This is a genomic window from Aeromonas sp. R4-2, assembly GCF_040908295.1.
GTDB classification, from domain to species: Bacteria; Pseudomonadota; Gammaproteobacteria; order Enterobacterales; family Aeromonadaceae; genus Aeromonas; species Aeromonas veronii.
Window position 1 is genome coordinate 18,972 of sequence record NZ_JBFODL010000021.1, and the last position, 26,839, is coordinate 45,810.

At 61.1% G+C, this 26,839-nt stretch carries 28 protein-coding genes; 17 read left to right on the forward strand and 11 right to left on the reverse strand.

The genetic code is table 11. From position 1 onward, the window contains the following. Window positions 1-94: 94 nt before the first annotated feature. Together waaF and waaA are read left to right on the forward strand one after the other, a co-directional pair. A complete protein-coding gene (gene waaF, locus AB5Y99_RS17710; RefSeq protein WP_368194930.1) occupies window positions 95-1,129 on the forward strand; it encodes a lipopolysaccharide heptosyltransferase II in 1,035 nt (344 codons plus the stop codon). A gap of 1 nt (window position 1,130) precedes the next feature. Then, window positions 1,131-2,396 (forward strand): lipid IV(A) 3-deoxy-D-manno-octulosonic acid transferase, encoded by a 1,266-nt coding sequence (gene waaA, locus AB5Y99_RS17715; RefSeq protein WP_368194931.1) that lies wholly within the window; start codon window positions 1,131-1,133, stop codon window positions 2,394-2,396. Window positions 2,397-2,474: 78 nt separating this feature from the next. On the opposite strand, the gene AB5Y99_RS17720 is transcribed toward waaA, so the two are convergent. The 3 genes from AB5Y99_RS17720 to AB5Y99_RS17730 are packed head-to-tail and all read right to left on the reverse strand — an operon-like array spanning window position 2,475 to window position 4,552. Beyond that, window positions 2,475-3,734, reverse strand: a complete 1,260-nt coding sequence (locus tag AB5Y99_RS17720; protein WP_042030406.1) for a PTS ascorbate transporter subunit IIC — start codon at window positions 3,732-3,734, stop codon at window positions 2,475-2,477. Window positions 3,735-3,785: 51 nt separating this feature from the next. Beyond that, window positions 3,786-4,073 (reverse strand): PTS sugar transporter subunit IIB, encoded by a 288-nt coding sequence (locus AB5Y99_RS17725; RefSeq protein ID WP_005356014.1) that lies wholly within the window; start codon window positions 4,071-4,073, stop codon window positions 3,786-3,788. A gap of 35 nt (window positions 4,074-4,108) precedes the next feature. After that, entirely contained in the window at window positions 4,109-4,552 is a 444-nt protein-coding gene (locus tag AB5Y99_RS17730) for a PTS sugar transporter subunit IIA (RefSeq protein ID WP_201931714.1), read from the reverse strand. Window positions 4,553-4,802: 250 nt separating this feature from the next. Between AB5Y99_RS17730 and AB5Y99_RS17735 the strand changes: the two genes are divergently transcribed. From AB5Y99_RS17735 to AB5Y99_RS17750, 4 genes are all read left to right on the forward strand, one after another. Further along, a complete protein-coding gene (locus tag AB5Y99_RS17735) occupies window positions 4,803-5,825 on the forward strand; it encodes a LacI family DNA-binding transcriptional regulator (protein WP_368210328.1) in 1,023 nt (340 codons plus the stop codon). A gap of 32 nt (window positions 5,826-5,857) precedes the next feature. After that, on the forward strand, window positions 5,858-6,838 hold the full coding sequence (locus AB5Y99_RS17740) for an MDR family oxidoreductase (protein WP_368210330.1): 981 nt from the start codon (window positions 5,858-5,860) through the stop codon (window positions 6,836-6,838). A gap of 74 nt (window positions 6,839-6,912) precedes the next feature. Next, entirely contained in the window at window positions 6,913-7,038 is a 126-nt protein-coding gene (locus AB5Y99_RS17745; RefSeq protein WP_005339521.1) for a hypothetical protein, read from the forward strand. Window positions 7,039-7,175: 137 nt separating this feature from the next. Next, complete coding sequence (locus tag AB5Y99_RS17750) at window positions 7,176-7,508, forward strand: DUF2799 domain-containing protein (RefSeq protein WP_005339523.1); 333 nt, start codon at window positions 7,176-7,178, stop codon at window positions 7,506-7,508. Between the two features lie 20 nt (window positions 7,509-7,528). Here AB5Y99_RS17750 and AB5Y99_RS17755 read toward each other — a convergent pair whose 3' ends face one another. After that, a complete protein-coding gene (locus AB5Y99_RS17755) occupies window positions 7,529-7,693 on the reverse strand; it encodes a hypothetical protein (protein ID WP_005339525.1) in 165 nt (54 codons plus the stop codon). Between the two features lie 112 nt (window positions 7,694-7,805). After that, on the reverse strand, window positions 7,806-8,240 hold the full coding sequence (locus tag AB5Y99_RS17760; protein ID WP_005339527.1) for a flagellar basal body-associated protein FliL: 435 nt from the start codon (window positions 8,238-8,240) through the stop codon (window positions 7,806-7,808). A 145-nt stretch (window positions 8,241-8,385) separates the two neighbouring features. Here AB5Y99_RS17760 and AB5Y99_RS17765 point away from each other — a divergent pair, with 145 nt between their 5' ends. Both AB5Y99_RS17765 and ubiA read left to right on the forward strand, forming a co-directional pair. After that, a complete protein-coding gene (locus AB5Y99_RS17765; protein WP_005339534.1) occupies window positions 8,386-8,922 on the forward strand; it encodes a chorismate lyase in 537 nt (178 codons plus the stop codon). Further along, complete coding sequence (gene ubiA / locus AB5Y99_RS17770) at window positions 8,919-9,788, forward strand: 4-hydroxybenzoate octaprenyltransferase (RefSeq protein WP_005339536.1); 870 nt, start codon at window positions 8,919-8,921, stop codon at window positions 9,786-9,788. Before AB5Y99_RS17765 ends, ubiA begins: the two co-directional genes overlap by 4 nt. Window positions 9,789-9,857: 69 nt before the next feature. Here the strand turns inward: ubiA and plsB are convergent, their stop codons facing one another. Then, the gene (gene plsB, locus AB5Y99_RS17775; protein WP_160881285.1) at window positions 9,858-12,281 is read right to left on the reverse strand and encodes a glycerol-3-phosphate 1-O-acyltransferase PlsB; all 2,424 of its coding nucleotides are present in this window, start codon (window positions 12,279-12,281) and stop codon (window positions 9,858-9,860) included. A 204-nt stretch (window positions 12,282-12,485) separates the two neighbouring features. Between plsB and lexA the strand changes: the two genes are divergently transcribed. The 4 genes from lexA (at window position 12,486) to dinF (ending at window position 16,010) form a co-directional block, all read left to right on the forward strand. Then, window positions 12,486-13,109 (forward strand): transcriptional repressor LexA, encoded by a 624-nt coding sequence (gene lexA / locus AB5Y99_RS17780; protein WP_005339540.1) that lies wholly within the window; start codon window positions 12,486-12,488, stop codon window positions 13,107-13,109. Window positions 13,110-13,593: 484 nt separating this feature from the next. After that, window positions 13,594-13,809, forward strand: a complete 216-nt coding sequence (locus AB5Y99_RS17785) for a hypothetical protein (RefSeq protein WP_019446524.1) — start codon at window positions 13,594-13,596, stop codon at window positions 13,807-13,809. Between the two features lie 210 nt (window positions 13,810-14,019). Beyond that, a complete protein-coding gene (locus AB5Y99_RS17790; protein WP_151286371.1) occupies window positions 14,020-14,646 on the forward strand; it encodes an SCO family protein in 627 nt (208 codons plus the stop codon). 2 nt (window positions 14,647-14,648) lie between these two features. Further along, window positions 14,649-16,010: an MATE family efflux transporter DinF gene (dinF, locus tag AB5Y99_RS17795; RefSeq protein ID WP_151286372.1), complete on the forward strand. Its 1,362-nt coding sequence runs from the start codon at window positions 14,649-14,651 to the stop codon at window positions 16,008-16,010. Between the two features lie 13 nt (window positions 16,011-16,023). On the opposite strand, the gene trmL is transcribed toward dinF, so the two are convergent. From trmL to AB5Y99_RS17810, 3 genes are all read right to left on the reverse strand, one after another. Then, a complete protein-coding gene (gene trmL, locus AB5Y99_RS17800; RefSeq protein ID WP_042010920.1) occupies window positions 16,024-16,488 on the reverse strand; it encodes a tRNA (uridine(34)/cytosine(34)/5-carboxymethylaminomethyluridine(34)-2'-O)-methyltransferase TrmL in 465 nt (154 codons plus the stop codon). A gap of 74 nt (window positions 16,489-16,562) precedes the next feature. After that, the gene (locus AB5Y99_RS17805) at window positions 16,563-17,933 is read right to left on the reverse strand and encodes an ATP-binding protein (protein ID WP_005339547.1); all 1,371 of its coding nucleotides are present in this window, start codon (window positions 17,931-17,933) and stop codon (window positions 16,563-16,565) included. Continuing rightward, window positions 17,915-18,610, reverse strand: a complete 696-nt coding sequence (locus AB5Y99_RS17810; protein ID WP_368210333.1) for a response regulator — start codon at window positions 18,608-18,610, stop codon at window positions 17,915-17,917. The genes AB5Y99_RS17805 and AB5Y99_RS17810 overlap by 19 nt, the downstream gene beginning before the upstream one ends. 85 nt (window positions 18,611-18,695) lie before the next feature. Between AB5Y99_RS17810 and AB5Y99_RS17815 the strand changes: the two genes are divergently transcribed. From AB5Y99_RS17815 to AB5Y99_RS17830, 4 genes are all read left to right on the forward strand, one after another. Next, the gene (locus AB5Y99_RS17815) at window positions 18,696-19,607 is read left to right on the forward strand and encodes a cation diffusion facilitator family transporter (RefSeq protein WP_005339551.1); all 912 of its coding nucleotides are present in this window, start codon (window positions 18,696-18,698) and stop codon (window positions 19,605-19,607) included. An 8-nt stretch (window positions 19,608-19,615) separates the two neighbouring features. Beyond that, window positions 19,616-20,395, forward strand: a complete 780-nt coding sequence (gene cysE / locus AB5Y99_RS17820) for a serine O-acetyltransferase (protein WP_005339552.1) — start codon at window positions 19,616-19,618, stop codon at window positions 20,393-20,395. Between the two features lie 20 nt (window positions 20,396-20,415). Further along, complete coding sequence (locus AB5Y99_RS17825; RefSeq protein ID WP_368210336.1) at window positions 20,416-21,696, forward strand: hypothetical protein; 1,281 nt, start codon at window positions 20,416-20,418, stop codon at window positions 21,694-21,696. A 246-nt stretch (window positions 21,697-21,942) separates the two neighbouring features. After that, window positions 21,943-22,152: a cell division protein ZapB gene (locus AB5Y99_RS17830; protein WP_005339554.1), complete on the forward strand. Its 210-nt coding sequence runs from the start codon at window positions 21,943-21,945 to the stop codon at window positions 22,150-22,152. A 72-nt stretch (window positions 22,153-22,224) separates the two neighbouring features. On the opposite strand, the gene elbB is transcribed toward AB5Y99_RS17830, so the two are convergent. Beyond that, window positions 22,225-22,875 (reverse strand): isoprenoid biosynthesis glyoxalase ElbB, encoded by a 651-nt coding sequence (gene elbB, locus AB5Y99_RS17835; protein WP_236294633.1) that lies wholly within the window; start codon window positions 22,873-22,875, stop codon window positions 22,225-22,227. Window positions 22,876-23,275: 400 nt separating this feature from the next. On the opposite strand from elbB, the gene polA reads away from it, so the two are divergent. Then, window positions 23,276-26,041 carry a DNA polymerase I gene (polA, locus tag AB5Y99_RS17840; RefSeq protein WP_368210339.1) on the forward strand — a complete coding sequence of 922 codons (2,766 nt, stop codon included), beginning with the start codon at window positions 23,276-23,278 and terminating at the stop codon, window positions 26,039-26,041. A gap of 88 nt (window positions 26,042-26,129) precedes the next feature. Here the strand turns inward: polA and AB5Y99_RS17845 are convergent, their stop codons facing one another. Next, window positions 26,130-26,669, reverse strand: coding sequence for a gamma carbonic anhydrase family protein (locus tag AB5Y99_RS17845; RefSeq protein ID WP_108541386.1), 540 nt, complete (start codon window positions 26,667-26,669; stop codon window positions 26,130-26,132). Window positions 26,670-26,839: the final 170 nt, after the last annotated feature.

Consider the following 26,839-nt stretch of genomic DNA (forward strand, 5'->3'; position numbering starts at 1 on the left):
CCAAGGATCTTCTGTTATTTATCCGACCATTCTTGGGGCATAATCTCGCCCAGTGATGATTAACCGCCGGGCCAGACCCGAGAGAAGACGCGTAATGAAAATATTGGTGATCGGCCCCTCCTGGGTCGGCGACATGGTGATGTCCCAGAGTCTCTACAAGGCGATCAAGGCCAACCATCCGGAGTGCGAGCTGCACGTGATGGCCCCCGCCTGGTGCTGCGCCCTGCTGGAGCGGATGCCGGAGGTGGACAAGGCGATCACCATGCCCCTTGGCCACGGTGACTTCAAGCTGGTGGCGCGCCGCCGCCTCGGCAAGCTGCTGGCAGCCGAGAAGTACGATCAGGCCATCGTCCAGCCCAACTCCATGAAATCGGCGCTGATCCCCTGGTTTGCCCGCATTCCGGTGCGTACCGGCTGGAAAGGGGAGCACCGCTTCGGCCTGCTCAACGATATGCGCAGCAACAAGTCCGCCTTCCCGCTGATGGTGGAGGGCTATCTGGCGCTCGCTTATCCCAAGGCGCAGATGAAGAGCCGGGCCGATATTCCGACCATTCCCCATCCCTCTCTGCACGTCGATCTGGTCAACCAGAGCAAGGCGCTGGAGCGACTGGGGCTGGATCGCGCCCGCCCGGTGCTGGTGCTCTGCCCCGGTGCCGAGTTTGGCCCGGCCAAGCGCTGGCCGGAGGGGCACTACGCCGTGGTGGCCCAGCAGCATCTGGACGAGGGGTGGCAGGTGTGGATCTTCGGTTCCAACAAGGATGTACCGGTAGCCAACACCATCCGGGATCGGGTCAACCTGCTGACTCGCCCCAACTGCCACGTGCTGGCGGGCAAGACCAGCCTGCACGAGGCGATCGATCTGATGGCGCTGGCCAGCCGGGTCATCTCCAACGACTCCGGCCTGATGCACATCGCCGCCGCCCTTAACCGGCCGCTGGTGGGCGTCTATGGCTCCACCTCGCCGCTCTACACCCCGCCGCTGGCGGATCGGGTCGAGATCGTTCACACCGACATCGAGTGCCGCCCCTGCTTCAAGCGCACCTGCAAGTTCGGACATCTCAAGTGCCTGATCGACCTGGCGCCGGAGCAGGTGGTCGATGCCTGCAAGAAGCTGGAGCAGAGTCAGTAAGATGCCCTACCGTCTGCTCTACAACCTGCTGATCCATCTGGGATTGCCGCTGGCGCTGCTGGCCCTCTACAAGTCGAAGAAAGGCAAGCCCGGTTTTGGCAAGCGCTGGGCCGAGCATCTCGGGCGGCTGCCCGCCACCGGACAGGAGGCGCCGCTCTGGATCCATGCGGTGAGCGTGGGGGAGACGCTGGCCATCACGCCGCTCATTCGTGCCCTCAAGGCGGAGCGACCCGATCTGCCGATCCTGCTCACCACCACCACCCGCACCGGCGCCGATCAGGCTGCCAGGCTGGGGGATCTGGTGATCCATCGCTACGCGCCGCTCGACTACCCCTGGGCCATTGCCGCCTTTCTCGACACCTTCAAGCCGCGCGCGCTCTGGGTGATGGAGACCGAGCTGTGGCCGAATTGGCTGGCCGCCTGTGAGGCGCGCCACCTGCCGGTGACCATCATCAACGCCCGTCTTTCCGAGCGTTCCTGCCAGCGTTATGCCCGCTTCCACGGCGCCTTCGATGCCCTGAGCCGGCCGCTGACCCATCTGCTCTGCCAGCATCAGGATGACGCCGACCGCTTCGTCCGCCTCGGCATCGAGCGTTCGCGGCTGGCGGTGACCGGCTCCATCAAGTTCGATATCCAGTTTGGTGACGAGGTGCAGGCCAAAGGTCGTGCCCTGCGCCAGCAGCTGGGGGCGGATCGGCCGGTCTGGATCGCCGCCAGCACCCATCTGGGTGAGGACGAGCAGGTGCTGGCCGCCTTCGATCTGCTGCTCAAACGCCATCCCGCTGCGCTGCTCATTCTGGTGCCGCGCCACCCCGAGCGGTTCGATCGGGTGGCCGAGCTGTGCGCCCCTTATGGCTGCGTGCGGCGCACTGATGGTGCTGCGGTGAGTGCGGAGGATAAGGTCTATCTCGGCGATACCATGGGCGAGCTGCCGCTGATGCTGGCGGCGGCTGATGTGGCCTTCGTCGGCGGCAGTCTGGTGAAGATTGGCGGTCACAACCTGCTGGAGCCGGCAGCCCTCGGCAAGCCCTGCCTGACCGGTCCCGCCTACTTCAACTTCAGCGACATCACCCGCCAGCTGGTGGCTCAGGGGGGCGCCGCCGTTGTGGCCGACGCCGCCGAGCTGGGCGAGCGGGTGAGCCAGCTGTTTGCCGACGGCAACGCCCGCCGCGAGATGGGCGAGCAGGCCCGCGCCGTGGTGCTGCGCAATCAGGGTGCGCTGGCACGTACTCTCTCGCACTGCCTCACTGCGCTGGAGAACGACTGAGTTTCAGCCTTTCATACATCTCAGCCATAAAAAAACGGAGCGCGATGCGCTCCGTTTTGTTTTTGGCGGTGACCGGAATTAGCGAACGATCAGCCCCAGCAGGATGCCGACCACACCGAAGTCGGAGTCGCTGAAGGTGGTGTTGGCAAAGCCGAGGTCGCCCAGCACCGGCAGCAGGAACACCGGCAGGATGGTGAGCAGCAGCAGGCCGTTGGCGAAGGCACCCAGAATGGCGCCGCGACGACCACCGGTGGCGTTGCCGAACACCCCGGCAGCAGCGCCGACGAAGAAGTGTGGTACTACGCCCGGGATGATGACGGTCAGACCCATGGCGTAGAGCAGCGCCATCCCCACCAGACCGGCGGCAAAGCTCGACAGGAAGCCGATCAGCACGGCGTTGGGGGCGTAGGGGAAGACGATAGGGCAGTCGAGAGCCGGCTTGGCGTTCGGCACCAGCTTGTCGGAGATCCCCTTGAAGGCCGGAACGATCTCGGCGATGACCATCCGCACACCCTGCAGGATGACGTAGACACCGGCGGCGAAGGTGATGGACTGCATCAGGGAGAACATGAACCAGTGCTTGCCCTTGGCGACGCTGGAGACAAACTCGGGGCCGGCGAAGGCGGAGGTCACCAGGAAGATGATGCCCATGGTGAAGGAGATGGCCACCGGGGTATCACGCAGGAACAGCAGGCTCTTGGGTACCTGTACATCTTCGCAGCTGTGGGCCTTGTTGCCGAACTTGGCGCCGATCAGGGCGGAGAGCACGTAGGAGCAGGTGGAGAAGTGGCCCAGCGCTACGTCATCGGAGCCGGTGATCTGCTTCATGAAGGGGTGGGCGATGGCCGGGAAGAAGACCATGGCGACGCCGACCACCAGACTGCCGACCGCGATCAGCGGCACACCGCTCATGCCACCGGCAGAGAGGATCACCGCCACCATCATCGACATGAACAGGGTGTGGTGACCGGTCAGGAAGATGAATTTCCACGGAGTCAGACGGGCGATCAGGATATTCACCAGCATGGCGAAGAACATGATCATCGCCATCTCCTTGCCAAACGAGGTCTGGGCGATGGAGACGATGGCCTCGTTGTTGGGGACGACCCCCTTGATGCCGAAGGCGTGTTGGAAGATGACGGCAAAGTCACCCAGCGAGTTGATCACCAGGGTGGCACCGGCCCCCAGAATGACGAAACCCATGATGGTCTTGACCGTGCCCTTGATGCACTCGGTCACCGGTTTCTTCTGGGCAATCAGGCCGATAAGCGCGATCAGGCCGACCAGCACGGCGGGCTCGGACAGCACGTCAAACATCAGAAAGTTGAAAAATTCCATGGTCAGCTCCTGGCAATGAAAGATGCGGCCCGCAGGCCGCATGGAGGATCCTTAGAGGGCGCCCAGTTCGCGCAGGGCGGTGGCGAGCTTCTCTTTCATCGCGGCCTTGTCGACCATGTTGTCGAGGGCCACCAGACGGCCGTTGACGCCCATGCTCTGTAACTGCTCGGCGATGTCGCGGGTGGCGACAAAGATCTCGGCGGTTTCACTACCGGCGGAGGCCAGATCGCGGTGATCCACTTCGGCGGTGACTGCCAGCTCTTTCAGGATGCTCTTGATGCTCATCTCCATCATCAGGCTGGTGCCCAGACCGTGACCGCATACAACCAGAATTTTCATTGTCTCTTCCTCTGTCAGGTGCGCCGTGGCGCAGATCAGTAGCGCGCCAGAATGCGCAGGATGTCGTCTTTGGTGTCGGCCGCGATGATGGCCGCCACGTCCTCTTCATTCATAAACAGCTCGGCCAGCTGGGCGATGGTCTCCACGTGGGAGTTGCTGTCGCTGGCGGCCAGGGTGATCAGCAGCCGGATCGGGTCGTTGCCCTCGGAATCGAAGTTGACCCCCTGCCTGATGACGGTCAGCCCCAGACCCAGCCGGTTGACGCCGTCTTCGGGGCGGGCATGGGGCATCGCCAGACCGGGGCCCAGTACGTAGTAGGGGCCGAGCTCTTCATGAGAGCGAAACAGCGCCGCCACGTAGGAGGGTTCGATGGTGCCATTGGCCAGCAGGGGCGCCGTCGCCAGCTCGATGGCGTGACGCCAGTCGCGGGCTGCGGGTTCGATGCGGATGACATCCTCGGTCAGCAGTTGAGTCAGCATGGTGGTGTCCGGCTAGTTAAGATGGCGCCAATCTATCGATCTTGCGGTGGTGAAACTGTGAGGGTGATCGCGAAAGTTAGCGCTATCAGATAGCGCTAACATCAAATTGTGATAGCGCTATCACTTCACCCACTAACGGGAGTCATCCTGCCCTCATTGTGGGGGAAAGAGAGTAGAATCGGCCTTGAGCAAATGGTCAGTGGCGCTCTTTTGCCTTAAAGTGAGCAGCCGCAAGTCGAGGATGGGATGGATGTCAGAAGCAAAGAAGCGCCGTAGCACGGGTCGGGTGACCCTCAACGATGTGGCCCAGCTGGCCGGAGTGGGGGCCATGACGGTCTCCCGTGCCCTGCGCACGCCGGAGATGGTCTCCGACAGGATGCGTGAGCGCATCGAAGCTGCGGTGGAAGAGCTCGGCTATATCCCCAATCGGGCCGCCGGGGCGTTGGCCTCTGCGACTTCCCAGACCATCGTAGTGATCGTCCCGAGTCTGGCGGAAGCGGGCTGTGGCGAGATGATTGCTGGCCTGCAACAGACCCTACTCGACGAGGGTTACCAGATCATGCTGGGGGATGCCCAGCATCTGAAACAGCAGGAAGAGAGCCTGCTGACCAGCTTTTTGCAGCACAATCCGGCGGCGGTGGTGCTGTTTGGTGGTGATCCCGGCGAGACGATCCGTACTCGCCTGAAAGCTGCCCGTTTGCCAGTGGTTGAGGTGGGTGCCATGGCCCGCAGCCCCATCGACATGAATGTGGGAGTCTCCAACTTCGATGCCGGTTATCAGCTCACCCACCACCTTATCGAGCGGGGCTACCGCAATATCGGTTTTCTCTGTGCCCGTCAGGAGCAGTGGATGCTGCAACAGCGGATGCAGGGCTGGCAGAAGGCGCTGCTCGATAACTACCTCTCCCCCGATGCCATCATCAACACCTCTGAGCGGCCCAGCTTCAGCACCGGTGCCACCATGCTGGGTGAATTTCTGCTGCGCTGGCCCGAGCTGGACGCGCTGATCTGCGTTAACGACGAACTGGCGGCCGGGGTACTGTTCGAGTGCCAGCGTCGCCATTTGAATGTGCCGGGCAAACTCGCCATCGCCGGATTTGACGATCTGGATGTGGCGCGCGCCTGTTATCCGACCCTTACTTCGGTCAGGATCCCCTATCGAAAAATGGGGCAGGAGGCCGCCGAGCTGATCCTGCGCCAACTGGCTGGGGAGCCCGTGATGGGCACTGCGCTGGCTCTCGATTTTCAACTACAAAAGCGCCAAAGCAGCTGATCCCCGTTTCACACGTCATCAAAGAGGCAACCATGTTCAAGGCTCTGTTACTGGAAAACCAAGACGGCAAGACTGTTCCGACTCTGACCCGGCTGGCCGAGAGCCAGTTGCCGGAAGGTGAAGTGCGGGTAGCGGTCGCTTACAGCTCCATCAACTACAAGGACGGGTTGGCCATCACCGGCAAGGGCAAGATAGTGCGCCAGTGGCCGCTGGTGCCCGGCATCGACTTCGCCGGTACCGTGCTCGAATCTGCCGACAGCCGCTATCAGCCCGGCGACAAGGTGGTGCTGACCGGTTGGGGCGTGGGCGAAGGGCACTGGGGCGGTATGGCCGAACAGGCGCGGGTCAAGGGGGACTGGCTGGTGCCGTTGCCCGCCGGGCTGGATGAGCGCCAGGCCATGTGCATCGGTACCGCCGGTCTCACCGCCATGCTCTGCGTGCTGGCGCTGGAAGAGGCGGGCATTACTCCAGATAGCGGCGAGGTTCTGGTCACCGGCGCGGCAGGCGGTGTTGGCTCCACCTCGGTTGCCCTGCTGGCAGCCCTTGGCTATCAGGTGGCAGCGCTGACCGGTCGGCCCGAAGAGCAGGGCGCCATGCTCACTGCGCTGGGTGCCAGCCGCATCGTGCCGCGCAGCGAACTGCTGGTGCCCGCCAAACCGTTGGAGAAGCAGCTGTGGGCCGGTGCCATCGATACCGTCGGCAGTCAGGTGCTGGCCAAGCTGCTGGCCCAGATGAACTATGGCGGCGCCGTGGCGGCCTGTGGGTTGGCGGGCGGCTTTGATCTGCCGACCTGTGTGATGCCCTTCATCCTGCGCAATGTGCGGCTGCAGGGGGTCGATTCGGTGATGTGCCCGTTTGAACGTCGTCAACTGGCGTGGCAGCGACTGGCACGGGATCTGCCCGCCAGCTTCTTTGAACAGGCGGTTACCGAGATTGGGCTGGAGCAGGTAGTGGAGGCCGCCGAGGCCATCACGCAAGGCCAGATCGCCGGCCGGACTCTGGTCAAACTTTGAACTCTCTCTGACTGGCGAGCCCGACAATTCCGGATAAAATTGGAGTGCGGGTGAACTATCCAAGGAGAGTGAAGATGGGTGGACACAAGCCGGATTACGACTCCTCTGATGATGATTGGGAGCCGGATTCCTGGGAAGAAGAGCTGGATCAGTGGGAAGATGAAAGCTGGCAGGATGATGACACTTTCGATGACCAGTGAACCACGGCATTGAACGAACAGGCGGGCTTTGGGCCCGCCTGATTTTTTTGCCGCGCTCACACGGCTGAGCGTTCGCTCTTGGTCAGGGGTGGGGCGCTGGGTAGAATGAACTGCCCAAATGACGCTCAAGGATGACTATGCGACTCACCATCATATTGTTGGCTGCCCTGCTGGGTGGCTGTGTCTCCAACGATGATCCCTGCGAGAAGGTGTGGAGTGAGGTGGGGGAGGCGGATGGCAAGCTGGGCTTCACCACCGAGCGGATCGAGTTCCATCAGGGCCAGTGTGGCAAGAAGGTAGATGCCGAACTGTGGAAGCAGGGACATCAGAAGGGATTGGCATGGTATTGCCGCCCCGAGCACCTCTATCTGGCTGGCCGCTCAGGCGAGGAGTATCGCGGTGTCTGCCCGAATGATACCCAGGCACGCAGATTGTTCGAACAGGGGCGTCAGGGGTGGACCGATCAATAACGCCCTGACAGGGAGGGGCGTTACTCCTCTTTCAAGCGCAGCGGTTGGCAGAGGTAACCCTTGTCATTGGCACTGCGGGCGCACTTGCTGCAGACAAACTTGGGTTTGCGCACGATTTTTCTCAGCGCCTTGAGATCGGTGGGGATCTCGTGACGGCGCCATTCACACAGGGTTTTGCTGCCCATAACGACTACCTCTACGACTTGACGGCCGTATTGTAATCGATTTTCATTTCGAATAAACCGGCAAAGCTCGCTTATTGGCCGATATGCCAATAAGCGATTGTTTCGGGAGGGATTACTGGTAGAGGAACTTGGTGAAGATAAGCTCGCGCACCGCTTTCTTGCCGGTCTCTTTCACCAGCAGTTCGTTGACGGTTGTCTCGCACTCCTTGCGCAGCTCTTCTCGGTTGGTCAGGGACTTCACTTGATCGGCATTTTTGCTGCCAATCAGACGGATGATGGCATCGCGGATCAGCGGGTCATGCTGCTCCAGCAGCTTGAGGTCGGCTTCGTTTTCCGCCATCAGCTCCACCGTGACCCGGATATAACCGAGGGTTTTGCTATCACTCAGGTAGTTGGTGATGATGTCGGGATCGAGCGCGTGGTAGGAGAAACCGGGCTTGGCGGCCCCCTCTGCGCCCTCGGCGGGCGGCTCATCTTCAGCCAGAGCTTGCTGCTGCAGGGCGCCACAGCTCAGTAACAACACCAGCAGAATTTTGAAGATCTTCATATAGATGGCTCATCAGCAAGAGATAACCCATTTTTGATGTTGCCATCGGGGCCGTCAAGCACGGATGTTCTTACATTTCGCTATTGATTTACGGATAATAAACCGGATTTTAACCTGAACACGGAAATCTCTGGATGGTGAAGCTGTGAAGTCCGAGTTGACTGTTCCCCTCACGCCGTTAAGCGGGTGGCTGGCCCCCGAATGTTGCGAATTGCCCGCCAGCTTGCGCCCCTGGCTGCTGGAGCCCGGCTCCATGACCCGGCGGCTGCGTCAGCACAATCGCCACTTTTCGGTGGAGTGGCTGGGCAATCACCCGGTCGCCCTTACTGCCGATGAGCAGTGGCTGGTGGATTCGGCCTCGCCGGCCGGTACCTGCCGCGAGGTGATCCTGCACGGGGATCGTGGGCCCGCCGTGCTGGGCTGGACCCTGTTTGCCGATGACGCACTGCAAGGAAGCGGCATTGCCGAGCTTGGCGAGCAGCCGCTGGGTGAGCGGGTATTTGGCCATGAGCCTGCCCGCCGCGATCATCTGCAACTGGCCCGTTTCGATATTGCCGCCAATCCCCGTTGCCCGGCCGCCACTGTCTGGGGGCGTCGTTCCCGTCTGTTTCTGGGGCAGTGGCCACTGCTGGTGCACGAGCTGTTTCTGCCCTCTCTCGTCTGTGACAAGGAGCTGGAGTGAATCTGTTAACCAAGGAGCGGGGACTTGCCTATATGCAGTTGGCCCGCGTCGACAAACCCATAGGCACTCTGCTGCTGCTGTGGCCAACCCTGTGGGCGCTCTGGCTGGCCGCTGGTGGCCTGCCCAATCTCTGGGTGCTGACCGTGTTTGTGGTCGGCGTCTTTCTGATGCGCTCGGCAGGGTGTGTGATCAACGACTATGCGGATCGCAACTTCGACGGCCACGTCAAACGCACCGCCGGTCGCCCCTTGCCCACGGGTAGAGTCAAGCCGTGGGAGGTGCTGGCGCTCTTCTTCGTGCTGGCACTTATCTCGTTTGGTCTGGTGCTGACCATGAATCCGCTCACCATCGGCCTGTCGTTTGTCGCCCTGCTGCTGGCGGTGAGTTACCCCTTCATGAAGCGCTTTATCTCGAACCCTCAGCTGGTGCTCGGGATGGCCTTCTCATGGTCGATCCCGATGGCCTATGCGGCGCAGGCGGATGCACTGCCGCTGGTGGCCTGGTTGCTCTTTTTCGCCAATCTGCTCTGGACGGTGGCTTACGACACCCAGTACGCCATGGTGGATCGGGATGACGACCTCAAGATCGGCCTCAAATCCAGCGCCATCCTGTTTGGTCGTTACGACAAGCGGATCATCGGCGCATTGCAACTCTCGACGCTGCTGCTGTTGCTGGCGGTCGGGCAGCTGATGACGCTGGGGGGCTGGTATTACTGGGGATTGTTGGGGGCGGCGGTGCTGTTTGTCTATCAGCAGCGGCTCATTCGCGAGCGGCAGCGGGAAGCCTGCTTCCAGGCGTTTCTCAACAACAACTATGTGGGGGCGCTGGTGTTTGCCGGTCTGGTGCTCGATTACCTGCTGGCGTGACATGTTCCCGCGCAGACTCCGATAAAAAAGAAGGCCGCATGATGCGGCCTTCTTTGTTTGCGTTGCAGATCAGAGCTGATTGCCTGCCTGAATGGTGCGGCGGATCTTGTTGCTCAGCAGCGGCACTATATTGTCGGCCAGCGCCTGGAAGCGGCCGAGATCCGGCTTGCACTCGGGAGAGAGGTAACCCTCTTTGCGCAAGGTGTGGATCAGGGTGCTGAACAGCTTCTGGTCGAAGAACTCGGGGGCGTTGATGCCGTGCAGGGTGCCGAGGCGCTCTGCCATCATCAGGCCGTCCGCTTCCAGTTGTTCCGCTTCGATATGAGGCTGGGCCAGTACCCGGGTCAGCACGATGGCGTAGCGTTGCAGGGTCTCCTGAATGCTCTCCGCCAGCAGCAGCAGGCGCATCTGGTTGGCCGGATTGACCCAGTAGCCGTCATCGCGGGTCTCGATCAGTTGCTGGGTCTGCAGCGCGTCGAGCAGGCTGTCGACCAGCGCCGGCAGATCCTCCTCTTCATAACGCAGGAACAGCTCGGTCTTGAGCAGCGGATAGATGTCGATGCAGCGGGCCATGATCTCGCTGCGGGAGATCCCCTCGCACCGTTCGATCAGTGCCGCCACCAGAGAGGGCATGGCGAACAGGTGGAGGATGTTGTTGCGGTAGTAGGTCAGCAGGATCGCCTGATAGCGGTCGAGACTGATGATCTGCCCCAGTTTGTCCTCGCTCACCTCGAACTTGTTGAGCTCCATCGCCTGATCCAGCAGGGTCTTGGCATCCTCATCCGGAATGGTGCTCTGCGGGCTGTAGGGCACCGCTTTGAGCAGATCCAGATAGGTGTTGAGCTGGGCCTGCAACTCGTCGCGGGTCAGGGCGTGGCGCTCGGCGGCCAGCAGCGCCAGCGCGCTCAGGGTCAGGCCGTTGACCGCGGCAGCGCCGTTGATGCGGGTCATCAGCAGTTCGGCCAGATTGTTGACAGTGCCCGCCATCCACTCCGGACGTTCCTCTTCCCCGATGTGCTTTTTCCAGTCGGGAATATGTTCGCTCAGGTAGCTGTTGAGGGTCAGCGGTTCGCCGAAGTTGACGAAGCCACGGCCGTAGTTGCGCAGCTTGCGCAGGATGCCGAGCACCTGCAGGAAGCTCTCTTTCTCCTTGCGACTCCCCTTGAGCTCGTTGTGGTAGGTGTTCACCTCCATCACGTGCTCGTAACCCAGATAGACCGGCACCAGAGTGACCGGCCTGTCCAGCCCGCGCATCATTGCCTGCAGGGTCATCGCCAGCATGCCGGTCTTGGGCGGCAGCAGACGGCCGGTACGGGAGCGACCGCCTTCGGTGAAGAACTCCACCGAGTAACCCTTGGCAAACAGCAGGTTGAGGTATTCCCGGAATACCGTGCTGTAGAGCGGGTTGCCCTTGAAGGTGCGGCGAATGAAGAAGGCACCGCCGTGGCGGAAGATCGGGCCCGCCGGCCAGAAGTTGAGATTGATGCCCGCCGCGATATGGGGCGGCACCATCCCCTGGTGGTAGATGACGTAGGAGAGCAGCAGGTAGTCCATGTGGCTGCGGTGACAGGGAACGTAGACGATCTCGTGCCCTTCCTGCGCCAGCTGGCGTACCTTCTCGGCGCCATTGACCGACAAACCGCGGTAGAGCTTGTTCCAAAGCCAGCCGAGGAAGCTCTCGCCCAGGCGGATCAGCCGGTAGGAGAAGTTGGAGGCGATCTCGTCCATGTAGCCATGGGCACGCTTTTGCGCCTTCTCGAGGCTGATCCCTTCGCGCTGGGCCTCCTCTTCAATCGCCTGCTGGATCACCGCGGAATCGAGCAACTGCTTGAACAGCAGATTGCGGTTCGGCAGTTTCGGGCCGGTAGCGGCCAGCTGCTGGCGGCTGAAGTGGGTACGGGCCACTCGCGCCAGCTTGTGGGCGATCGCCTCGTCGGTGCCGTGCTTGTCGGCCATGTAGCGCAGGGAAAGCGGCGGCGAGAAGCGCACCAGATTCTCGCGACCCTTGAGGATCACGATGAGCGCCTTCTTCAGCCGGTTCGGCGCCAGGCTGCTGATGATGTTGAGGCCGGAGGCTTCTTCCCCTTCCCGACCCGGAGCTCGGCCCCAGAACAGGGTGACGGGCACCACCTGGATATCCAGTGCGGGATCCTGCTTGTGCAGATCCAGCAGCTGGTGGAACTCCTGCAGGAAGGGGAGCGGTTTGCTGCGTTTGCCAAACAGGGGAGGCGGACGATCCAGACAGACATAGCGCGGCAGCAGCTGGCCGTTCAGTTCCAGCGGCGTGAAGGGACCGGGCAGACCGAGATCCTCGCAGCACTGCTGTAGGGTCATCAGGTCGGTGATCGAACTGGTTTTCAGGGCATAGACGATGGGTCTGGCCGGATCCAGATTGAGTTCTGTGATGGGATTTTCCGGCAGGCTCTTGTGATTGACCAAGCCGCTGACCGGCCATTGCAAGATGGCTCTGGAAATCTTCTGTCCTAGGGACATGTGCGTCTGCTCTCCAAAAAAATGCGGCGTGAGCATAGCAAATCGACAGCCCCTTGTCGCCGAGAGGTACGATGAGTCGGCTGCGCAGGATCAAAACAGTAGTAAATGAGGGGTTGGTTGCGACAAATGTCAGCTGCGCCTTGCCTTGGCCACTGCACTGTATATACTGCCAGTGTGCTGTATAAAAAGACAGGTGCCAATTCTATGAAACCCCTTACCCCCCGCCAGGCCGAAGTGCTGGAGCTGATCAAGGTGAACATGAGCGAGACCGGTATGCCGCCGACTCGTGCCGAGATTGCCCAGAAGCTTGGTTTCAAGTCGGCCAATGCGGCCGAAGAACATCTGAAGGCCCTGGCCAAAAAAGGGGTCATCGAGATCATGCCGGGCACGTCCCGCGGCATTCGCCTGTTGCTCGAAGAGGAAGAGGTGCTGGAAGAGAGCGGCCTGCCGCTCATCGGCAAGGTGGCTGCCGGTGAACCCATCCTGGCTCAGGAGCATATCGAGAGCCACTATCAGGTTGATCCCGCCCTGTTCCACCCGCGCGCTGATTTTCTGCTGCGGGTGCAGGGGATGAGCATGAAGAACATCGGCATTCTGGATGGCGATCTGCTGGCGGTGCACAAGACCCAGGAGGTGCGCAACGGTCAGGTAGTGGTCGCCCGTCTCGATGAGGATGTCACCGTCAAGCGCTTCCAGCGCAAGGGCAGTCAGGTATGGCTGCTGCCGGAGAATGAAGAGCTCTCCCCCATCGAGGTGGACCTCTCCTGCCAGCAGCTCACCATCGAGGGACTGGCTGTCGGGGTGATCCGCAACGCCGACTGGATGTAATCATCTCCGCCAACTGCGTTTGCCACACGGCCTCCTTCGGGAGGTCGTGCTGTTTCTGGCGCACTTTCCCTGTCATATCAAACAGATCATCGGTGGCGGCATTTTTGTCCTGCGCGACCGGCTACCAATCATCCATTTCAGATATATGCTCAGATCAGTGCCCTGTCGCCGAGACAGGGCTTGGCGCCTCCCTCTGACCATCACAATGCGTCGGTACGGGAGGGCCGGTAACAACGAGAATCGGGCAGTACACCTTCACGGGATATGAAGGGGGAGTGGGGAGATCCCGAGCCTTGTCAGGCAAAGGGGACCACTCGTAATGGTTGCAGATAGTCGTGACGGGCCTGTTCCCAGTTCAGGCCGACGAAGCAACATGACCTGTCGGTCAAGGAGGACTGGTATGGCATCAAGATCGCCATGGGATTCAGAGGCTGGGGCTGCGCCAGCGGAATCGTCAATCACCCGTTTTGTCAAAGGTAGCCGGATGACCTGGTTTTACGGTCTCTGGCTGCACCATCGTGGTTCGCACTGGACGCTCTGGCTGGGATGTCCGAAAGAGAAGGTGGTGCGTCTGGTGCTGCTGTTCAAACGTGGTCACGGCGATCGCCAGGGGGAAGAGGGCTGGCTGGCCCCCGTGATTCCCATCGGCGTGCGGGCCATCGGCAAGATGTTGCAGCAGGGGCGTAACGCTCGCCCCTGAGCAGAAGAGACAAAAAAATCCACCCATAACCGGCACCCGAGGGGGCCGGTTTTTTTATGGCTGAGATTGGCGATTAATTATGCCAAATGGTCGACTCCTGACAGGGCGTTGCACAAGGTTGAACCACCTTGGCGGCTCGCTGGGGTACAATGCCCCCCTCTTGTCCGGTCACTGCTGGCCATCTGCCTCGAACTGAAAGGGTCTCTTGTTATGATGAAGCTCCGCTATCCCCTGCTCTTTCTGCTGCTGACAGCCTGCCTGATCCTGGTGTTCTACGCCACGCAGCCAGAGCAGCCGGAACAGGCCGATTATTATCCGGCGGGGCGGGACATCAATGATTTCGCCTTTACCGATGCGGACAACCAGCCGTTCACTCCTGCCAACCTTAAGGGGCACTGGACCTTCCTGTTTGTCGGTTACACCTTCTGCCCCGATATTTGCCCCACCACCCTGGCAGATATGCGTTCCGTCTATGACCAACTGAAGAAGATTGCGCCCGACAGTCAGGTGGTGTTTATCTCGGCGGATCCCCAGCGTGATGATATTCCACGTCTCAAGACCTATACCGCCTTCTTCAATCCCGAGTTCAAGGCGGCCACTGCCCCCCACGACAAGCTGTTCCCGTTCGTGCGCAATCTGGGGCTGATCTACTCCATCGCCAATCAGGGGGAGAAGGATTACCTGATCGATCACTCCGCCTCCATCGTGCTCATCAATCCCAAGGGCAAGCTGCAGGCGGTATTCCGCCCGCAGGTGGCGCCGGGTCAGGTGCCCCGGGTGCAGATGGCCACCATGCTCTCTGACTTCGCCCGCATCCTGAAGTTGGCAGGTCACTGAGCGTGACCCCAGCTGTTGCCCCCTGGTGGCGAGATCCCTCTCGCCACCGCGCTGTCTTTGCGCTCGCCCTGCCCATGGTTTTCTCCAATATCACCACCCCCTTGCTGGGGCTGGTGGACACCTGGGTGATCGGTCATCTCGGTCAGGCCTGGTTTCTGGGGGGCGTCTCGGTCGGTGCAACCCTGATCAACCTCATTTTCTGGCTGCTCGGCTTCTTGCGGATGTCGACCACCGGCCTGACGGCGCAGGCGCACGGCGCCGCCGACGGTCGTGCCCAGCTTGATACCCTGCTGCGGGCACTGGGGCTGGCTATCGCCTTGGGGTTGATGCTGCTTCTGTTGCTCTTCCCCCTGTTGCCGCGATTGATCGCCCTGAGTGGCGGCTCGCCCGAGGTGCAGCTCTATGCGGGCCAATACGTGGCGGTGCGGATCTGGAGCGCTCCGGCGGCGCTCTGCAATCTGGTGATCATGGGCTGGCTGCTGGGGATGCAGGATGCTCGCAGCCCCATGGTGATGCTGATCCTCACCAATCTGGTCAATATGGCGCTCGACGCCCTGTTTGTGCTCGGGCTCGGCTGGCAGGTGCGGGGTGTGGCGGCAGCCTCGGTCATGGCGGACTACTGCGCGCTGGTGGTCGGGATCTGGCTGGTACGCCGTCAGCTGCGGCAACTGGCGCCGACGGTATGGCAGGATGGCTGGCAGCGCTGGCGGCAGCTCGAGCCCATGGTGCGGCTGCTCGGTCTCAACCGCGATATCTTCCTGCGCTCCCTTTGCTTACAGCTCTGCTTTGCCTTTATGACTCTGCAAGGGGCACGACTGGGGGATGTGGCGGTGGCCGCCAATGCGGTGCTGCTCAACTTCCTGATGCTTATCTCCTACGGACTCGATGGTTTTGCCTATGCGGTGGAGGCCATGGTAGGGCGAGCCATCGGTCAGCGGGATCGGCAGAAACTGCGGGAGGCCATCGTGCTCAATCTGGGCTGGGCCGCCCTGATTGCGACCGCATTTACCTTTGGGTTTGCCCTGCTGGGCAGTTGGCTGGTGGGGCAGATCACCGATATTCCGGCCGTGGTGGCGGAGGCAAATCGTCAGCTTCCCTGGCTGATCGCCATGCCCTTGCTGGCGGTCTGGTGTTTCCTGCTGGATGGCGTATTCATCGGGGCGACCCGGGCACGGGAGATGCGCAACAGCATGTTGCTTGCCGCGTTTGGCGGCTTCTTCCCGATCTGGTGGCTCTGTCAGTCGTGGGGTGTGGCCGCGTTATGGGCGGCGATGGCGGCGCTGATGGTGGGGCGCGGTCTGTCGCTGGGGGTTACTTGCTGGCGGCTGGAGCGCAGCGGGCATCTGCTCGACGCCCGCCACTGAGCCGCGATGACGCTTACATGGCGCCGTCGTAGCCGAGCTGGCGCCAGCTCTCGTAGACGAACACCGATACCGCGTTGGAGAGGTTCATGCTGCGGCTCTGGGGCACCATCGGAATACGCAGCCGCTGTTCGAACGGCAGACTCTCGATGATCTCGATGGGCAGGCCACGACTCTCCGGGCCAAACAGCAGGGCGTCGCCAAGGGCATACTGGGCTGCCGAGTGCGCGGTGCGGCCCTTGGTGGTGCAGGCAAACACCCGTTTGGGCACCACGGCGGCCAGAAACGCCTCATAGCTCGGCCAGCGCTTCACCTCGGCAAACTCGTGATAGTCGAGTCCCGCCCGCTTTACCCGCTTGTCATCCCACTCAAATCCCAGCGGCTCGATCAGATGGAGCCGGTAACCGGTATTGGCGCAGAGCCGGATGATATTGCCGGTGTTGGGCGGAATTTCCGGCTGGTAGAGGACGATATCGAGCATGACGAGTTCCTGCAAAGAGATGTAAAGCCAAGAAGGGGCGCCAGCATACCCAGCGCCCGTCCGGATGAAAAGGATCAGGCGATGGGCAAGCGGATGGTGATGGTCAGCCCGGTCGGGTGATTGTTGCTGGCCGCAATGGTGCCGCCGTGACGCTGGATCGCTTCCGAGGCGATGGCCAGCCCCAGCCCGGTACCGCCGGTCTTGGCGTTGCGGGCATCATCGACCCGGAAGAAGGGCTGGAACAGCAGCGCCTGCTGCTCGTCAGGCACCCCGGGGCCGTCATCCCGAATGGTCATCACCCACTCCTGCCCCTCCCGATACCAGTCAACCTTGATGAACTCGCGGGCATATTTGAGGGCGTTGCGCAGGGGGTTCTCCACCGCCCGGGCCAGCAGCTCGGGCCACATCTGGATCGACTCGGCGGGCAGCGGCGGCAACCTGAGCTGCTTGCCGCTCTGGTTCGCTTCGAACATGGCATCTTCGAGGATGGGTTCCAGCAGGTCGGCCAGCGGGTGCACCACCGGTGCCTCCACATGCTGCTGCACCCGCGACAGATCCAGCAGATCGCCGATCAGCTTGTCCAGCCGCCCGATCTCCGATTCGATCCGCGCCAGCTCGGCGCTGTCACCCTGCTTGCGGCGGATCAGCGCCTGCGCCAGTTGCATCCGGGTGAGGGGGCTGCGCAGCTCGTGGGAGATATCGGAAAGCAGCTGTTTCTGCTTCTGGATCATGCTCTTGAGCGTCTCCACCATACGGCTGACGTTATCCGCCAGCTGGCCGATCTCGTCGCCCCGTCCCAGGTTGGGGATCTGCACCTCCAGATTGCCGGCCGCCAGTTGGGAGACCGACTTCTGCAACTGCAGGATGGGGCGGGTCAGCCGCCAGGCGAGCAGCAGGCAGAGCGGGGTGCTGACCAGCATCGAGATGCCCAGAATGCGGATCGGGTGATCCAGCACCTGAATGAACAGGAACAAGTATGGATTCTCGGCATTGAGGCCGAAATAGACGTGATAGCGATGGCCGTGGTGCTCCATCAGGAAGGGGCCGGCGATCGCCTTGCGATCCTCGTTGCCCAGCATGGGATTGGCCGGGTCATCTGCATCCACCATAAAGCGCACCACGAACTTGCGCGGATGGGTGGTGGACTGGATCTGCCCCTTCTCGTCGCGCAGGTAGACGTTGTCCACCGGCAGCATGGCGATCTTGTCCATCGCCTTGGCCAGATCGAAATCCTGATCCGGCTCGGCGGCGTTGAGCAGGGCCTGCACGTTGTTCTGCATCCGCGCGACTTCGTGGGTCGGCAGCGGGATCTGGTTGCGGGGATCCAGGGTCGGCAGGCTAATCACGGCGGCCAGCATCACCAGCAGCATGAACCAGAACCAGAGGAAGATGTGGGTCGAGATCCCGTTGAGGGAGTTGATGCGCTCTATTCTTGCTCTAGCCACAGGTACCCGCGCCCCCGTACGGTTTTGAAGCGGGGCTGGCCATCGGTGCGGTCCGGCAGCTTCTTGCGCAGGTTGCTCAGGTGCATGTCGATGGCCCGATCGAAGGGTTCCAGCTTCTTGCCCAGCACCTGCTCGGAAAGGTGGCTCTTGCTGACGATCTGGCCGGGATTACGCAGCAGGCACTCCAGCAGCCCGAATTCGGTGGCGGTCAGCTCCAGCAGTTGTTCGCCGCAGCGGGCCTGCTGCAGGCCGGGTTGCAGCACGATATCCATGAAGTGCACTTCGTCGGAGGAGTTGCCGCGCTGGGGCGGGGCGCTCTGGGTACGGCGCAGGATGGCGCGTACCCGGGCCAGCAGCTCCCTGTCATCGAACGGCTTGGCCAGATAGTCGTCGGCACCCGCTTCCAGACCGTTGACCCGATCCTGGCTGTCACCGCGGGCGGTCAGCATCAGCACCGGGGTATCGTGGGTCTTGCGCAGCTTGGTCAGCATGGCAAAGCCGTTGAGTTTGGGCATCATTACATCCAGCAACACCAGATCGAAGCTCTGCTCCGCCAGCCGTTGCAGCCCCTCTTCACCATCCTCGGCGACCGTGACCTGAAATCCCTCCAGGGTCAGAATTTCGGTGAGCAGTTGGGTCAATTCAAGATCGTCGTCGACCAGGAGCATTCTGTTCATCTGGTGTTATTCCGCAGATTTTCGCGCCAAACTGACGCCGGGGTCAGGGTATAATAAGTTTTTCATCGCCAGAGGAAAGCCGGTTTTGAGCCATCAACAATATTCCCGTTGGGTGACCTTTGCCAGCATAGCGGCGGTCACCACCGCTACCTTGCTGATCATCGGCAAACTGATCGCCTGGCTGATGACCGACTCGTCGACCCTGCTGGCGTCGCTCACTGACTCCTTCATGGATGTGAGTGCCTCCATCATCAACCTGTTGGCCATTCGCTATGCGCTTGCCCCCGCCGATGACGAACACCGCTTCGGTCACGGCAAGGCGGAGTCGCTGGCGGGCCTCATCCAGTCAGCCTTTATCTCCGGCTCCGCCCTGCTGCTGGTGATGCACGGAATTTCATCCCTGCTCAATCAGGCGCCTATCCTGCGGCTGGAAGCGGGTCTCTGGGTCAGCGGCGGATCCATCGTGCTGACCCTGCTGCTGGTCAGCTTCCAGAGTTTCGTTATTCGCAAGACCAACAGTGTGGCCATCAAGGCCGACATGCTGCACTACCGTTCCGATCTGCTGCTTAATGCCGGTGTCTTGCTGGCGCTGGTGCTGGCGGGGCAGGGGTGGTACTGGGCCGACGGCCTGTTTGCCATCCTGATCGGGCTGTTCCTGTTGTGGGGGGCGGGACACATCGGCTACGAGTCGGTGCAGGCGCTGCTCGATCGTCAGTTGCCAGCGGAAGAACAAGCGAGAATAATGGCGCTCTGCTGTGCCGTAGAAGGTGTACACGGCGTACATGACCTGCGCACCCGTCAATCCGGGCCGACCCGATTCGTACAGTTGCATCTTGAACTGGATGATCAGATCCCCCTGGTCAAGGCCCATCAGATCGCCGATGAAGCCGAGCTGGCGGTACGCCAGGCATTCGAGCGGATGGATGTCATCATCCACATGGACCCCATCTCGGTGCTGACAAAAGAACAACAGAGCCCTCACCCAGAACAACAGTAGGCTGCAACATGGATGAACTGGTTGCCAAAACCTGGCACAAAATTCAGCAAGAAGCGGAGTGCATGGCGGCCCAGGAGCCGATGCTGGCCAGCTTCTTCCACTCCACCATTCTCAATCACAAGAATCTGCGTTCGGCGCTGAGCTTCCAGCTGGCCAACAAACTCGACAGCGCCACCATGCCCGCCATCGCCCTGCGCGAGGTGATCGAGCTGGCCCTGCGCAGCGAGCCCGAGCTGCTGACGGTAGTGGCGGCCGACATCTGCGCCGTGCAGGAGCGGGATCCGGCGGTCGACCTCTTCTCCACCCCGCTGCTCTATCTCAAGGGGTTCCATGCCCTGCAGGGCTATCGGGTCGCCAACTGGCTGTGGCGTCAGGGGCGCCGCTCGCTGGCCCTCTATCTGCAAAACCAGATCTCGGTGGTGTTCGGGGTGGATGTGCACCCGGCCGCCCGCATCGGCAAGGGGATCATGTTTGACCATGCCACCGGCATAGTGGTCGGCGAGACGGCGGTGATTGAAGATGATGTCTCCATCCTGCAGAGCGTGACCCTCGGTGGTACCGGCAAGGAGAGCGGCGATCGCCACCCCAAGATCCGCGAAGGGGTGATGATAGGGGCGGGCGCCAAGGTGCTCGGCAATATCGAAGTGGGCGTGGGCGCCAAAATTGGCGCGGGCAGCGTGGTGATCAATCCGGTGCCGCCTCATACCACGGTCGCTGGCGTACCCGCCAAGATCGTCGGCCGTCCGGAGTGCGACAAGCCTTCACTGGATATGGATCAGTGTCTCTGATCTCCCGGCCGGAGTAGTCGATGGCCAAACGTTGGTCGGGTTATCTGATTTTGGGGATGTGGCTGCTCAACCTGCTCCATCTCTATCTGGGACTCTCCCCCTGGCCTGCGGCCATTGCGGCCTGGGGGGCATCACTGCTCACCTGGCCCTGGCTGGTGGGAGCCGCCAAGCGGCAGGCGCTGGCCTTGTATGGCGCGGCGCTGTTGCTGCTCATCTTCTCCTGGTGGCAGGGAGCGACCCTCACCGCCGGTGACTGGCTGCTGCCCAACATCAATATGCTCACCATGTTTGCCGCGGTGAGCACCCTCAACCTCGCCACCTCGGGTCTCTTGACCGGCACCACCTCCTGGATCGGGTGCAAGGGGCTGTGGAGCACCATGGCCAGCCTCAATCTGCTGGGGGCGGTCATCAACCTCTCGGTGTTGTTTATCATCGGCGATCGACTGGAGCGCAATGGCACCCTGGAGCGGCGTCAGGTGATGGTGCTGAGCCGGGTCTTCTGTGCTGCCGCCTTCTGGTCACCCTTCTTTGTCGCCATGGCGGTGGCGCTCACCTATGCGCCGGGCTTGCAGCTTTCCCATATTCTGCCGTTCGGGATCCTCGCCGCCTTGCTGGCGATGGGCCTCACTGCCTGGCAGGTGGAGCGGATCGGGGTGGCCGACTTTGCCGGTTATCCGCTGAGGCTGCAGACTCTGGGGTTGCCGGTCACGCTGGCGCTGCTGGTACTGCTCATCAAGCAGGTATGGCCCCAGCTTGGCATTCTGGCGGTGATCGCGCTGGTGGCCCCGCTGCTGGCGCTGCTCTTTATGCCGAGGGTCGGGCGCAAGGCGGCCCTCAAGCGGCAGGTGGTGGAGCGCTTTCCCGCCATCGGCGGTCAGCTGGTGCTGTTTCTGGGGGCCGGTTTGCTGGCGGCAGGCATCAACAGTGCGTTGTCGGTCATCGATCTCGGTGCCGGTCATGGCCTGCCACTGTTCAACCACTTTGGCTGGCTTGAGGCATCCCTGACTCTGCTGCTGATCCTGCTGGTGGCCATCGTCGGGGTGCATCCGCTTATCAGTATCTCCGGGCTGGCGCCACTGCTCTGGCCGATGGCGCCGGATCCCAGCCTGCTCGGCATGTGTTTCCTGCTGGGATGGGGGCTTGCCACCGGCACCAGTCCGCTCTCCGGCTCCAATCTGGCGCTGGCCTCCCGCTACAACCTCAGTGCCGGGCTGATCCTGCGCTGGAACCTGCTCTACGGCCTGCTGATGTATGTGGTCGCCTGTCTGTTGCTGGGGGCTTATATCGCCTTGCATGGATAACGGCGGCGCCGTCAGGAGGGGGCAAATGATGCGCGGGCGGCGGGGTCTTTTACGCATGGTTCAGTGTGTTGTCGCGGCTCGGGCGCAGGATGCGAGAAAAATAGACGCATATTTAGACAATACATCTATGGAAGGCGCATTTTACAGCGCACTGGCTTGTTTGTGCCGATGCGCTCGGGGTATGCTGGCTTCACGCGCTTGAATCGCCCTCTGTGGGGCATCGCAATTGAACAAACAGGTATGCATATGTCACTAGAAGTCCTTGAGCAACTCGAATCCAAAGTACAATCCGCCGTCGACAACATCTCCCTGCTGAAGATGGAGCTGGACGAGCTGAAAGAGCAGAACAGCAAGCTGCAAGACGAGAACCATCAGCTGCGCAACGAGCACACTGCATGGCAGGAGCGTCTGCGTGCCCTGCTGGGCAAAATGGATCAGATGGGCGAAACCATCTAATTCATCGCCTTCAGGCAGAATTGAAAACGGGCCGCTCCATGAGCGGCCCGTCTGTTTTTGGCGGGATGGGAATTACAGCGCCAGCAACTGCTTGACTGTCTTCTCGATGCCGTCTGCAGCTTCCACTATGTTGTTGGCCAGCATGTAGGCGGGGGTGGAGATCACCTTGCGCTCCTGATCCACCACGAATTCGTTGACCGGGCAGTTGAGATGGCTGCCACCCATCGCCTCGATGGCGTTGGCGGTACCCTCGTCATGGCCGATGGTCGCCAGCGTCCCGGCACCGTAGATCAGCGGGATCATGGCGGGCGCGATGCAGATATAGGCGGCCGGTTTGTTGGCGTTGGCAAAGCTCTGGCACGCTTTCAGCACATCGGGCTGGATCTGGCACTCGGCTCCTTTGATAGCGAAGTCGCACAGGTTTTTGGCCGCGCCAAAGCCGCCGGGCACCAGCAGCGAGTCGTAATCGACCGCATCCAGTTCGGCCACATCCTTTATCTGGCCACGGCAGATACGGGCCGCTTCGACCAGCACATTGCGGCTCTCCCCCTCGCTCACTTCACCGGTCAGGTGGTTGATGACATGGAGCTGCGCCACGTTCGGGGCGAAGCACTGGACGGCGGCTCCCTGACGGGCCAACGCCAGCAGGCTGATGACGGCCTCGTGGATTTCGGCCCCGTCAAAGACACCGCAGCCACTCAAAATCACGGCCACTTTTTTCATGGCAAACTCCTCGTTGTTGAAAATGTGAGCCAGGATGGATTGTTGTACTTTTGTATGGTTATCGCTCGCCCTCCGCTGGTCAAGTCATCTTGCTGTGCTAGGATTGTTTCGTTTTGGATCCTGCCGTACCTACTCCCTTAAATCTTTTTCCACATTGATCGAGATCATTCTAACTGTCTCACGATCGGTTTTTACGATCTCAATGCATTGTTTTTAATGAGTTTTTATATTCTTATGCACAGTTTTATCACTGTGCGTCCTGATGCGCCCCATTTTTGAACACAGAGTTATCCACAGACTGAGTTCCTTTATCAGGCGCTGTGTGCTGTTGCTGCGCCCCTTGGTGTGAGGGGGGCCCTGTGGCATCCTAGCGGCTGTTTATCTCTGGCAGGACGATTTCATGGCCCCTAGCAATCCCCTTATTCTGGTCGACGGCTCCTCTTATCTTTACCGCGCCTTCTTCGCCTCCCAGCAGGCCGATCTGCGCACATCGACCGGTTTGCCGAGCGGCGCCGTCCGTGTCATGGCCAACATGATGCGCAGCCTGCGCAAGCAATATCCTGACTGTCATGTGGCCGTGGTGTTTGATGCCAAGGGCAAGACCTTCCGCGACGACATCTATCCCGAGTACAAGGCGACCCGCGCCAGCATGCCGGACGATCTGCGTAGCCAGGTCGCCCCTATCCACCAGATGATCAAGGCGATGGGCTTCCCCTTCCTGATGGTGGAAGGGGTGGAGGCCGACGACGTGATCGGCACCCTGGCCCGTCAGGCGACCGAGAAGCAGCTGCCGGTGCTGATCAGCACAGGTGACAAGGACATGGCGCAGCTGGTCTCCGACCATGTCACCCTGATCGACACCATGAAAGATGTGAAGACCGATCGGGAAGGGGTGATCGAGAAGTTCGGCGTACCGCCCGAGCTCATCATCGACTATCTGGCCCTGATGGGGGACAAGGTCGACAACATTCCCGGCATGACCGGCGTTGGTGAAAAGACTGCACTTGCCCTGCTGCAGGGGATCGGCAGCATCGACGAGATTGCTGCCAACCTCGACAAGGTGGCCGCGCTCGGCTTTCGTGGCTCCAAGGCGTTCGCCGACAAGTTCCGCGAGCAGGAGGAGCAGGTTCGTCTCTCCTATCGACTGGCGACCATCAAGACCGATGTCGAGCTGGAACAGAGTCTGGAAGAGCTGTTGCTCAAGCCTGTCGACAAGGAGTCCCTGCTGGCGGTCTATCGCGAATACGAGCTGCGCAACCTGATCAAGGAGCTGGAGTCCGGTGGTGAAGAGGGGAGCGAGAGCGCCGGACAAGACGAGGCTGGCGATGAGAGCGCTGCTCCGGTTGCCGCCATCGAAACCGACTACCGCTGCATTCTGGACGAAGCCGAGTTTGACGGCTGGCTGGAACAGTTGAAATCGGCACCGCTGTTTGCCTTCGATACCGAAACCACCAGTCTCGACTATATGGAGGCACGGATTGTTGGCGTCTCCTTCGCGGTTGAGCCGGGCAAGGCTGCTTATGTGCCGTTTGGCCACGACTATCTGGGGGCCCCGGTACAGCTGAGCGAGGCCGTGGTGCTGGGCAAGCTCAAGCCGCTGCTGGAAGATCCGACCCGTCTCAAGGTGGGGCAGAACCTCAAGTACGATCGCAACGTGCTGCTCAACCACGACATCGACCTGCAGGGCATTGCCTACGACACCATGCTCGAGTCCTATGTGCTCAACTCTACCGCCAGCCGTCACGACATGGATTCGCTGGCCAAGCGTTATCTCGGAGTCGAGACCATCTCGTTTGAAGATATCGCAGGCAAAGGGGTGAAACAGCTCACCTTCAACCAGATCGAGCTAGAGCAGGCGGCCCCCTATGCGGCGGAAGATGCCGACATCACCCTGCGTCTGCACCAGACCCTGTGGGGTCAGCTGGAGGCCGTGCCGGGCCTTGCCAAGGTATTCAGCGAGATCGAACTGCCCCTGCTGCCAGTGCTGGCGCGGATGGAGTTGCTCGGCACCACTATCGATCCCAAGCTGCTGCATCAGCAGAGCCAGGAGATCGAGCTGCGGTTGGCGGAACTGGAGAAGCAGGCTCACGAGCTGGCCGGGCAGGAGTTCAACCTCTCCTCACCCAAGCAGCTTGGGGAGATCCTCTTCACCAAGCTGGGCCTGCCGATCATCAAAAAGACTCCCAAGGGGGCACCGTCCACTGCGGAAGAGGTGCTGGCCGAGCTGGCGGAGACCTACGAGCTGCCGCAACTGCTGATGGAGCATCGCGGTCTGGCCAAGCTCAAGTCCACCTACACCGACAAGTTGCCGCTGATGATCAAGCCCCTGACCGGTCGGGTACACACCTCCTATCATCAGGCGGTGGCGGCTACGGGCCGTTTGTCATCATCTGATCCCAACCTGCAGAACATCCCGGTGCGCAACGAGCAGGGGCGCCGGATCCGTCAGGCCTTCATTCCGAGCGCCGGTTACAAGCTGGTGGCGGCGGACTACTCCCAGATCGAGCTGCGCATCATGGCGCACCTTTCCGGTGACAAGGGGCTGCTGACCGCCTTTGCCGAGGGCAAGGACATCCACAAGGCGACTGCCGCCGAGGTGTTCGGCGTGGCGCTCGATGCAGTCACCACCGACATGCGCCGCAGCGCCAAGGCGATCAACTTCGGCCTTATCTACGGCATGAGCGCCTTCGGTCTGGCCAAGCAGTTGGGGATCGGTCGTGCTGAAGCGCAGAAGTACATGGATCTCTACTTCGAGCGCTACCCGGGCGTGCTGGAGTATATGGAGCGCACCCGTCAGCAGGCGGAAGCCCAGGGGTATGTCGAGACCCTGTTTGGTCGTCGCCTCTATCTGCCGGATATCAAGTCCCGCAACGCCGGTTTGCGCAAGGCTGCCGAACGGGCCGCCATCAACGCACCCATGCAGGGTACGGCTGCCGACATCATCAAGCGCGCCATGATCAACGTGGATGGCTGGATCCGAGAGATTGAAGATGAGTCGATCCGCATGCTGATGCAGGTACACGATGAACTGGTGTTCGAGATCCGCGAAGAGAAGCTGGAGGAGTACATCGCCATCATCAAGGAGAAGATGTCTGCCGCAGCCGAACTGCATGTGCCGCTGCTGGTGGAGGCGGGTACCGGTGACAACTGGGATCAGGCCCACTGATCTCCGGTCAGCCGTTTTGCACTGCTATATAGCTATATAAGAAGCGAAGCCCGGCATTATGCCGGGCTTCCTGTTTCTGCCAGCCCTATCAGGTCTCTTGCAGATACTCATCCTTGAGCAGCACATAATTGTCCGCCGAGGTCTTGAGGAAGGCGATCTCGGCGGGTTTGAGCGGGCGAGCCTGTTTGACGGGATTCCCTATATATAGAAAGCCCGATTCGAGTCGCTTGCCCGGTGGCACCAGCGAACCTGCGCCGATCATCACATCATCTTCAACCACGACGCCATCAAGCAGAATGGCACCCATGCCGACCAGCACCCGGTTGCCGATGGTGCAGCCGTGCAACATCGCCTTGTGACCCACAGTGACATCTTCACCGATCAGCAGCGGATAGCCGGTCGGGTTGCTGGCGCTCTTGCGAGTCAGGTGCAGCACAGTGCCGTCCTGAATATTGCTGCGGGCGCCGATGCGGATATGGTTCACATCCCCCCGTGCCGCCACCATGGGCCAGATGCTGGCATCATCGGCCAGTTCGATATCGCCCACCAGTGTCGCGCAGGGATCTACATACACCCGTTTGCCCAGTTGCGGGCGTTTTCCCTTGTAGGGTCTCAGTCGCAAGTCCATCTTGTCCTCCTTGTTTTCGGCCATTCTAGCAACCTGAAGGCGGTTTCTGTGGATAAGTTTGTATAAAAGCTGTGGTTGGAGATGAATAACTAAAAAAGTGGCCTTTTTTGCAATTTTATTGCCGCTGAGGGGTTGCCAGAACGAATTCACTCCCTATAATGCGCCTCCAT